Annotated in this window: 6 protein-coding genes; 4 read left to right on the top strand and 2 right to left on the bottom strand. The window is 61.1% G+C overall.

Features of this window, described 5'->3' with window-relative positions:
- The first annotated feature begins 225 nt into the window (after positions 1–225).
- Positions 226–1110, top strand: coding sequence for an urea carboxylase-associated family protein (locus tag ACESMD_RS09855; protein WP_372612701.1), 885 nt, complete (start codon positions 226–228; stop codon positions 1108–1110).
- A 53-nt stretch (positions 1111–1163) separates the two neighbouring features.
- On the opposite strand, the gene ACESMD_RS09850 is transcribed toward ACESMD_RS09855, so the two are convergent.
- Entirely contained in the window at positions 1164–4193 is a 3030-nt protein-coding gene (locus ACESMD_RS09850) for a hypothetical protein (RefSeq protein ID WP_372612699.1), read from the bottom strand.
- Between the two features lies 1 nt (position 4194).
- Positions 4195–5070: a type I-F CRISPR-associated endonuclease Cas1f gene (gene cas1f / locus ACESMD_RS09845; RefSeq protein WP_372612697.1), complete on the bottom strand. Its 876-nt coding sequence runs from the start codon at positions 5068–5070 to the stop codon at positions 4195–4197.
- A gap of 88 nt (positions 5071–5158) precedes the next feature.
- Between cas1f and ACESMD_RS09840 the strand changes: the two genes are divergently transcribed.
- The 3 genes from ACESMD_RS09840 to ACESMD_RS09830 are packed head-to-tail and all read left to right on the top strand — an operon-like array spanning position 5159 to position 8891.
- Complete coding sequence (locus ACESMD_RS09840) at positions 5159–7249, top strand: hypothetical protein (protein ID WP_372612695.1); 2091 nt, start codon at positions 5159–5161, stop codon at positions 7247–7249.
- 13 nt (positions 7250–7262) lie between these two features.
- Positions 7263–8285 carry a type I-F CRISPR-associated protein Csy3 gene (gene csy3 / locus ACESMD_RS09835; protein WP_372612693.1) on the top strand — a complete coding sequence of 341 codons (1023 nt, stop codon included), beginning with the start codon at positions 7263–7265 and terminating at the stop codon, positions 8283–8285.
- Positions 8286–8294: 9 nt separating this feature from the next.
- Positions 8295–8891, top strand: a complete 597-nt coding sequence (locus ACESMD_RS09830) for a type I-F CRISPR-associated endoribonuclease Cas6/Csy4 (RefSeq protein ID WP_372612691.1) — start codon at positions 8295–8297, stop codon at positions 8889–8891.
- Positions 8892–8934: the final 43 nt, after the last annotated feature.

The following is an 8934-nucleotide window of genomic DNA, read 5'->3' as shown; positions in this document are numbered from 1 at the left end:
TGGCGGGTACAGGGTGCGGGTCACGCCTGGTCGGGAGGGAGTGCGCAGGGAAGCTATACCGATCCCAAGGGCCCCGACGCCGCGAAGGAAATGTTGCGCTTCTTCTATCGCCACCGGCAGGGCGAATGTGACGCGAGCTGAAACGTCATCAGGCTGGCGTTGGGAGCCTCCCGATACAATCCGTTAGCATGTCGGTTATCGATCGTTGATCAGGGAGACAAGGCAATGGCTAAGGTGCCCGCCGCCTACCGCGCCACGCAAGGCTCCATTCTCGACGTGGACCGCGACTTCTATGCCCGACTGACGGCGCCGGAGGAGAGGACGCGCCTACAGCAGCGGGTCGTGCCGATTCGCGAGGGGTTGGCCTGGGAGGTGCCGGCCGGCCATGTAGTGCGTCTCTCCACGCTGGATGGGCCGCAGGTAGGCGATCTCAACCTCTGGCATCGCCACAATCCGCGGGAGCGCTTCTGGGCCTCGCGTACCCGCCAGCTGCAGCGAGCCCATGTGTCGACGTTCGATCGCTTGTGGTCGACGCTACCCTACCTGCGTCCCATGGCGACGATCATCGACGATACCCTGGCCGGTTATGGCGTAAATGGCAGTGGTATGGACGAAGAGGGCGGGCGTGTCCATGACCTGCTGGGCACCCGCTGCGATCCCTACGTCAACCAGCTGCTTACCGGCGAGGCGTTCGATCACCACTGCCACTCCAACCTGGTGCGGGCGGTGGCACCCTTCGGGCTCACCGAGTTTGATGTCCATGACGTGCTCAACATCTTCCAGTGCACCGGCCTCAACGATGACGATCAGTATTTCATGAAGGCCAGCCCGGCCCGTGAAGGTGACTATTTGGAACTCTTTGCGGAGATCGATCTGCTGTGTGCGCTCTCCTGCTGCCCCGGTGGTGACCTCTCGGTGGACCTGTGGGGGCCGAATGCCGGGGATCCCCTGGCCACCTGCCACCCCATCGGTGTGGAGGTGTTCCGGCTCGATCCGGCCCTGCTCGAGGACTGGCAACCGCCGGATTATGCTCCTTATCAGGGCGGGCATGGGCTGCGCGGTCCCGCCATCGACTGGACGGCAGAAAAGCGCCGCCGGTTCGCCGACTGAGCCCCTGAAAGGTGACGGTGATGATTGGCACTGCGACTGACCAGGAAAGACCTTCATGGAGTGTCGGTCAGCAGCTGCATGGCCAGGCTATCGAGCACTCCCATTGCCGGTGCATAGGCGAAGCCCCAGTCGAGAACAGATGAGCTATGGAGGCGGGTATTTTTCATCAGTCGGGGGCGGATCAAGAACAACGGACTGTTGACGAGTTCCCCCACGACCTCAGGTTCTACCCGACACTCCTCGTCCGTGCTGAGAAGAAAGGCCGATCCATCATGACGATACTCGTAACGCGGCTCCACGTCGCCCTTGCCGCGGAATCGAATGGCGTCGAAGAAGCGGTCACGGAAGGGGTTCGGATGCCGGCAGAAGGCGGATAGTGACAATTCTTCTTCGCTCAACAGCACGGCACGCTGTACCTCGCGCTCCTTGGCGTCGGCTGGGCTCTGCGCAAGATGAATGCGGTGTCCGGCATGCACTCCGGCCTGGTAGAGATCCAGGCCGAAGAGCTCACTTGCTGGCTGTTTCAGGGGCAGCCGCCAAGATTCTTCGGTGACCGGGTCAATCTGCTCCACCCCCGGGCCGGGATAGCCATAGAGAAATCTCCCTTTGCGCCTCCCCTCCAGGGCTCTCAGCGAGCAGGGCATGAGCGATATATTGGCGGCTTTCGGTGCCAGGCTGTAGCGATGACGCAGCACCCGGCCGGCGGACTGGATGATGCTCATGTCCGAGCTTGGCTCCACGATGGCAAAGTCAAAGTCGTAATCGCGGCCCACCTCGATGAGCGGCGTCGTCACTAGGAGAAAAAGTGTGGGACGCTGATCGTCTTCCTGGAGAAGCCTGGCAAGTTCCTGGGTGCCCGTGAAGTGCTCGGTCTTGCGGTTGAGTAGCTCGACAAGACGTTTTTCGATTAGCTGCCGGGCACTGCTGTCAAGCGAGGCGCCGTAGTAGTTTGCGCGAATGCGCCATCCCGTCTCGACCTCCAGCCGCTCGTGGTGCCTTACCAGCCAGGCAGTGAAAGCCTGGGCCTGCTTGACGAGATTGAACCGCACGAAACCGGTGGCGTAGGCCGGCAATGAGAATAGAGGCGCCCCATGGGTGTCGGCCAACTGCATGACCTCAGCAAATATCGCCTCGAAGAAAGCTTCCCGAGTGCCGGTGGCATCGGCATCAAAGCGGGTCAGTTTTCGACGGTGGCCGGGCAGGGTTAAGAGCTCGCGCGAGATCGGCTCGACGAAGCGGGTATAGTGATCACAGAAGCCGGTTGGATCCTGACATTCACCAACACTTGCCTGTTCGCCGCGATTGCTGAACATACCGATCAGCAGCCGGCCCTTGCCACTCAGTGCCTGATACTGCACATATCCGGCGAGATAGGCCCGGTAGAGACCTTCGGCTATCTCTGGCGTGGTTGTCGCCGAGGAGATCACCACCTTGCGGGCATAGAGACCGCAGATATAGAGCAGACGGCCAATGGCGTGCAGGTCACCGATCGAAAAAGAATCGATCTCGTCGATCAGCAGATCAGCGGTGGCGACCCGCAGGGCTGCGGTGACGAAGGTCCCCCGGTCGGCCTCCATGGCGGACATGATGTGGTCGATGGTCATGCTGATGATCGGGGTCGAAAGCAGGCGTTTCTGGTGATCCGTTACCGACAGTCGGACGGCGTCGGGAAGCTGATGGTCGACAGCGCCGATGGAGTGCTCCATCTCCAGGGAGAGCGCTTCAGGCCCATCCGCGGATGTTGGTAGTGCAGCCTCTTGCTGACGCTGGCTGCCTGCATGCCGACGGCCAACGAAGATGGCAGTCTCTTCCTGTGTGAGGCCGAGTTCGCGTCGATACTCGATGCCGCTCTGGATGGCCAGGGCCCCATAGCCGAGTCCCAGGGTGTAGCGGGGGTGGCCACCGCTCAGGGCACTCATGATACGGTACCCGCCTTGAGTCTTGCCGGTGCCGGTCTCGGCGATCACCACACCGAAGAAACCATCTCCTTCTTTCGGGACCAGTGATCCGATGGCGGTCTCGGCGACACTTTGCCAGGTGAAAGGCCCCCGGGGGCGCGTCTTCAATGCCTCCGGGCGGCGTGCCAGGCGCGGCCAGGCATGCGTCAGGAAGGCCCCGGTCGCGGAGCCGCAGAAGCGCATGACGCCGAACAGATGGTCGGGAAGGGGGATGAAAGGGCCCGATTTTGCATAGGGCACCCCCGGCAAGGGACTGTCTGGCCTGGCTCCCTTGTAGTCGGATTTTTGCTCCCAGGAAGACTCGGCATGATCCGCCAGCATCATGGTCGCTCGAGCGACATAGAAGGCGAGCCCCTGCGCCTCTTGTGGAAGGCTCCCAGCCAGCTGTTCCAGTTGCTGGTGGCGTTGCCGGCACGAGGCATGCCAGGCATCTCCCAGTGCCTCCAGGTCGAGAATTTCCGAGCGCCGGTTGGTGATACCCTCCCCGAAACGGCGAGCATCCAGCTTCAGGGTATGCTCGTCCCCATCGCCGGTCTTGCAGTGATGGGTGAGGATGATGGCCGCCGTGAGTTCAGCAGGCAGCTGGTGGCCGGGGATCATCCAGCTGTCGGCGCTGCGAATGGTGAAATCGAGCTCGTCGAGTGACTGGCATCCACTCTGCAGCCAGGCGTGGTAGGCGAAATAGCTCGCTGTGTAGTGGCGTAGGGCGTGTTTTCCCTGGTAGTTGCCGCGGATCATGGCCTGGAAGTCACGGAAGGTCTTGCCCGCGTCATGCCACAGCGCTGCGGACTCAGCGATCTTGCGGATCACCCGGATCATTTCCGGGGTGGTGTGTTGGCGCCGCTGGAGCACCTTGCCCACCGAGACCAGCCCGTCCTGGAAGCGCTTTCGGCTGCCGATCAGGGCTATCGTCTCGAAGCGGTGGGCGTGTTCGTGAATGATCTGCACGGCGGTATTGCGGTTGGCACCGGTGCGCAGCTCGTCCAGCAGTTCATTCAGGCCTTCTCGAGAGAGGTAACCGCCCCAGGTCTGATGGCCGATGCGGTTGAGGTATTGATCGAGAAGACAGGCGGAACGCTCGCGGGCCCGTCCGGTGCCGAGGTTGCTGGCGATCAGGGTGAGCATCTCACTCTTCCTCTGCCAGGGACTTCAGCGTGTCGACAAGGAACACATCGGCCTTGCGCGACTTGATGCGGTAACGCAATTCTCCCATGGCCTTGGTCAAGGACTCGTCGCGTAGCTCGAACGCCCAGGGTGCGACAATGCCGTCCTTGATGAGATCGGCAACATCGAATATCAGTCCGCCATTGCGGCTCTGGCCGTGAATGAGAGGAAAGAAAGGGGGAATGCCTATATGCCAGAGCGCTCCGGCTGCCAAGGCATAGGCCAGGTTATTGCCGTGATTGAGGAGCTGGTTGACCTGAGCATGGGGGGAATTATCGTTCCCGCCCTTGTGTTCGCGCCTGAAATCCGAGCTCGACAGGTAATGGGCGGAGCAGCAACGGTAGATGAGGTTGCGCACCTCATCGCCTTCGATACCCATCAGCACCTTCACGCTGTTCGCCTGGATCACCTTGCGGCGAAATTTCTCCAGGTCATCGGCTTCGATGGGCGAGCCGTGCTTGGCCTGCCTGGCGGTGAAGTCGAAACGTGCCGCCAGGAAGCGCTTGGCCAACTCCAGGCGCTGGTCTTCCGATAGCCACTTTCGAATGAAGCCCTGAGCGTACTCGTTGGGATGATAGTCAAGCATACCGGTCATGATGTAGGGCATGCCCTCCCCGCCGGTGAACACCAGCACGACCCCTTCCTCAGCCAGCAGTCGCACTGCCTTGTTGGTGATTGAGGTGCCGGTTCCCAACGCCAGCACCTGGGCATTGCGATACGGGAAGTTGAACCGCTGGGCCTCCATTTCACGATCCTGGGCGTAAATCACCCGACCCTTTTCCTGGTAGACCCTTGCTCGTTCGAGATACAGAAGTTCCGACTTATGGGTAAAAAGCATGAATTGGCCGCCTCTTGGCGTAGATCAGGATGTTAAGTTAAGCTAGAAAGAACATCGTGTGGCGTTTAACTTCAGAAAGGAGGCGACGATGGCAAAAGATGAGGGGCTCCAGGAGAGTCTGCTCGGGAAGTCATTCCAGAATGAACGAGAGGAGCTCGATGCGCTGAAGACGGCGCCCTGGAGTGAAGCCCTCAAGCCCTTTATACACTCCGCTCTCGACAGCGGAAAATTCTTTACTCATTCGAACCGGCTGAGTGACGCCCGGGTCACCACCACCATCGCGGCACCCTATGCCGAAAACGGCGACACCTCGGCTTACGCCGCAGGCCTTTCCCGACTCGTCGATCAGCATGGTGCCGCCGATTCCCCGAAGTTCAAGCGGATCTTTGCCGCATATACCTTGGGCGGTGTCACTACCCACTTGGCCGAAGCATTGCTGCAAGGCCGCCCGGCGGGGCGCTATCTCACCGACGAGGCGAGCCATTGGACGACCGTGACCCAGGGTACCCATGCACTGGACAAGGTCGTACTGATGCCTTGCAACGATGAGCGCGAGTATGTGGCACTGCTGCCGAAGACGCCCGGCTACCTCTATCCTGCCTTGCTGGCCGGTGCCAAGGCCGTCGGGTATCGGCATGTGCGCGCCGAGCTCGATGCCTTGGCCGAAAAGCAAGACCTCAAGGCCGCCCCCTTTATTCCGAATACACTTGCCGTGCGCCTCCGAGCGCGCTGCAACAAGTTGAGCAAGGCCCAGAACTTTTCCTTCCAGCTCAATCGGATTGCCGGGCAGATCATCCAGCCACTGTTTCTGCCACCAAGCCTTGGCATCAGCCAGCCACGAAAGCTTGCCTTCCTGGCGAAGCGCTGGACAGAGGAAGGTCGCCTGCCGATCGGCCTGCTGTCACCTGTCTTCCGGGAGGCCCTGAATGTTTCGGGCTTTTATGCCGCGATCGCCCATCAGCGGCATCGTCATGAGCTTGCCGCAGGCGAACTGATCGACAACCACGGCGTCCGCGAGGCCTACCGTCTGCTCGGTCACGTGGTCGGGCATATGGTACGCGATACCCTGGCCAAGGCACCCATGGCCGAGGAGGCATCGGAGGTGGCAGCCCAGCGTGATGCCATGCTTGATGCTCTCGGTAGCGATCAGCACGGATGGTACAACGATATCGAAAATCGCCTCTTCCTGCTGATTCCCGAGACCTATCGCCTCGAGGGTGGTCGGGCACTGTTCCGCAAGGGCTTCTTCGACCGTGACGAGATGGAGCTTGGCACGGCTGAAGATGCCCCGGGTCGTCGGTTCTCGTCCGGGCAGCCGCGGCCGGAAGAAGGGCGGTTGCTGGTCATCCACTTGAAGGCGGCGGATGTGGATGTCGGCAGCAATGGCGTCAGTATCGGGGTGCCTGCCATGACTGCCCTCCATGGTCTGCTCCATCAGCTCGTGGAGCGCGGCGAGGGGCTCAGAATCAAGCGCTTCCTCCCGATCTTCTCCCGTATCGAGCTCAACGACACCTTGGCGCGCCATGGCACCAGTCGCGTCGCCTTGTGGAACAAGGCCATCAAGAGCGAGCTGGCCGGTGATCTCGTGCTGACGCCTGCTTCTCTGTCATTGGGCATGGGTCCTTCGGCCATGAATGGTCGCTCGGCGGTATCGGTGAAGCCGAGGGACCAAGCCGGAGCCGTGACGCTACCTTTCAATAATGACATCAAGGCTGCGGTGGACGTGAGCCTGGTTGTCGAGCTGCGGGGCGGTATTGACGCCCAGGCCGGTGCCGAGCTAGTCGAGCGACTTCGACTGGCCATGGCGGGCGCTCGCCTGGCTGGCGGCCCCATTCAGTGGGCCCGCTGTACCATTCGTGAGGAAGCCCCTCGCCTCAAGGGTTTCGCCCTGCAGCGTGTCGAGCTCGATCCCGACGAGAACCCTTTCGAGGCGCTCTTTCGAAGCGTTGCCTTTGCCGAGCGTCGTTATCTCGGCGAGTTTCCCATGGGGGCTGTCCACACCGGGTACGAAGTGCTTGCTGATGCCGGCATCGTTCACCGCCGGGGTGAGCGTTGGGAAGCCCGGCACGTGGAAAGCCTCTACTCCCTTTTTCGTTTCGTGCGTGCCGAGCACCAGGATCGGCAATGGTTCCGGCTGAAGATTCAGTCCCCTGACAACACAGTGTTCACTCTCTGCTGAGGAAAATCGCCCAATGGCCAAGAAGACCGTCACTCAGGAACTCACCAATTTCGCCGTGCGCCGCAGCCTCAACCCCACGCCTGCCATCATGCACTCCCTCGCCGGGTTTGATGTCCCTTTGATGAAGGGGGCAGGCGAGCAGCCGGTCAAGGTGCAACGCACCACGGTGCTCGGTACTCAAGGGCAGTACGGGCTGAAGGTGAAGGACGGCAAGAACGCCGTCAGCACCAACAATATCCAGGAAGTGGATGTCGCCTTTCTCGAGCCCGACCACTCAGTGCTTGCCGTGAGCTTCGGACTGAAGGTTCACCGCCTCTCCGGCAAGGTGGGCGCCAATATCGAGATGTGCAATATTCCTGAGGTGGAAGAGCGCATCCGCGCCATGAATGACGCCTATGCGGCGGCCGGTGGCTTTGGCTGCCTGGCTCGCCTCTACGCCGAGCGGATCGCCTCCGGGGCGTGGCTATGGCGCAATCGTTTCGGTGCCAATCTCGTCGTCAAGGTCGCCGCAGCTGTCGATGGTCAGGATGCTGGCGATTTCACCTTCACCGAGACAAGCCGCGATGTCGAGGCCCTGGCCAAGGTGATGGAGATCGGCTTGACCGGTGGAGGTCTGGTCGGCCTGGCAGTAAGCGGCCTGGTCGAGATCGGCCAGGGCCAGGAGGTCTTTCCGAGCCAGGAGATGGCCTCGAATACCGATGTCTCGCGTGCCTACTACGCCAATGAGAAGGGCGACGCGATGATGCACAGTCAGAAGATCGGTAATGCGATCCGCACCATCGACATCTGGCATGACGCAGTGAACGAGGTGGGTGCGCTGCCGGTCGAGCCCTACGGCAGCAGCATCAAGCATCAGGAGGCATTCCGTTACGCTCGTCGCAGCTTCTACACCCTTTTGAAACAGGTACTGGTCGGTGAGGGCCCGTTGCTGAAGGTGCGGGAAGCGTCCTCCCTGGCCGATCTCGATGCCATCGAGGACGGGCACTACTTCTTCGCCATGCTGATCCGCGGTGGCGTGTTCGGCATGAAGGACTGAGGGGGCTGCATGGCTAAGCTAATCCACTATCAGGATTGGGTGGTGAAGCCGGGTGAAGACTCGGTCTTCGTTCTCGCCGGTCTCTTCCGGGCGCTCCATGGCCTGATGCGAGCCACGGGTGCACGGCTTGTGGTGGTGCCGTTTCATCTCGATGAGTGGCACAAGCCCGCACTTCTTGAGCAGGGTGGGGCGCCCCAGGGGCTGCGAGTCTATCTGGACGATGCCGATCAGGCGAGATACCGGGAGGAACTGCGTCTCGGCCATCCCCTGTCTGACGCTTTACTGCAACGAGCGCTCAAGCAGGTGGACGAGACCCGTGTGGCCGGCAGGGTTGAGGTGCGCCGAGCCCGAACCAAGAGCTCCCCGGCAGCGCTTCGTCGCTTCGAGCGGCGCAATCCTGGCGTCGATGCAAGCGGCAAGGTACAGCATCTTGTTCAGGAGCGTGGGCGCCGGCCGGGTATCCATATCTGGGTTCAGCGCGGCGACAAGAAGTTCCCGTTTTTTCTGGAAGTGAAGGCAGTGAAAGAAGAAGCCGCCACCCTGCCCTTTGCCAGTGCAAGTACCTATGGCACCGGAAAAGCTCCTCTCGTCGATTTTTTTCTTTAGAATCAAGTGTCTCGAAAGATATTGGCCCGAATCCTGTTTTTTT

This window comes from Halomonas sp., assembly GCF_041689495.1.
In the GTDB taxonomy this organism is placed as follows: domain Bacteria; phylum Pseudomonadota; class Gammaproteobacteria; order Pseudomonadales; family Halomonadaceae; genus Halomonas.
The sequence above is the reverse complement of the archived record's forward strand: the minus strand, read 5'-3'. Positions and strand labels throughout refer to the sequence as shown.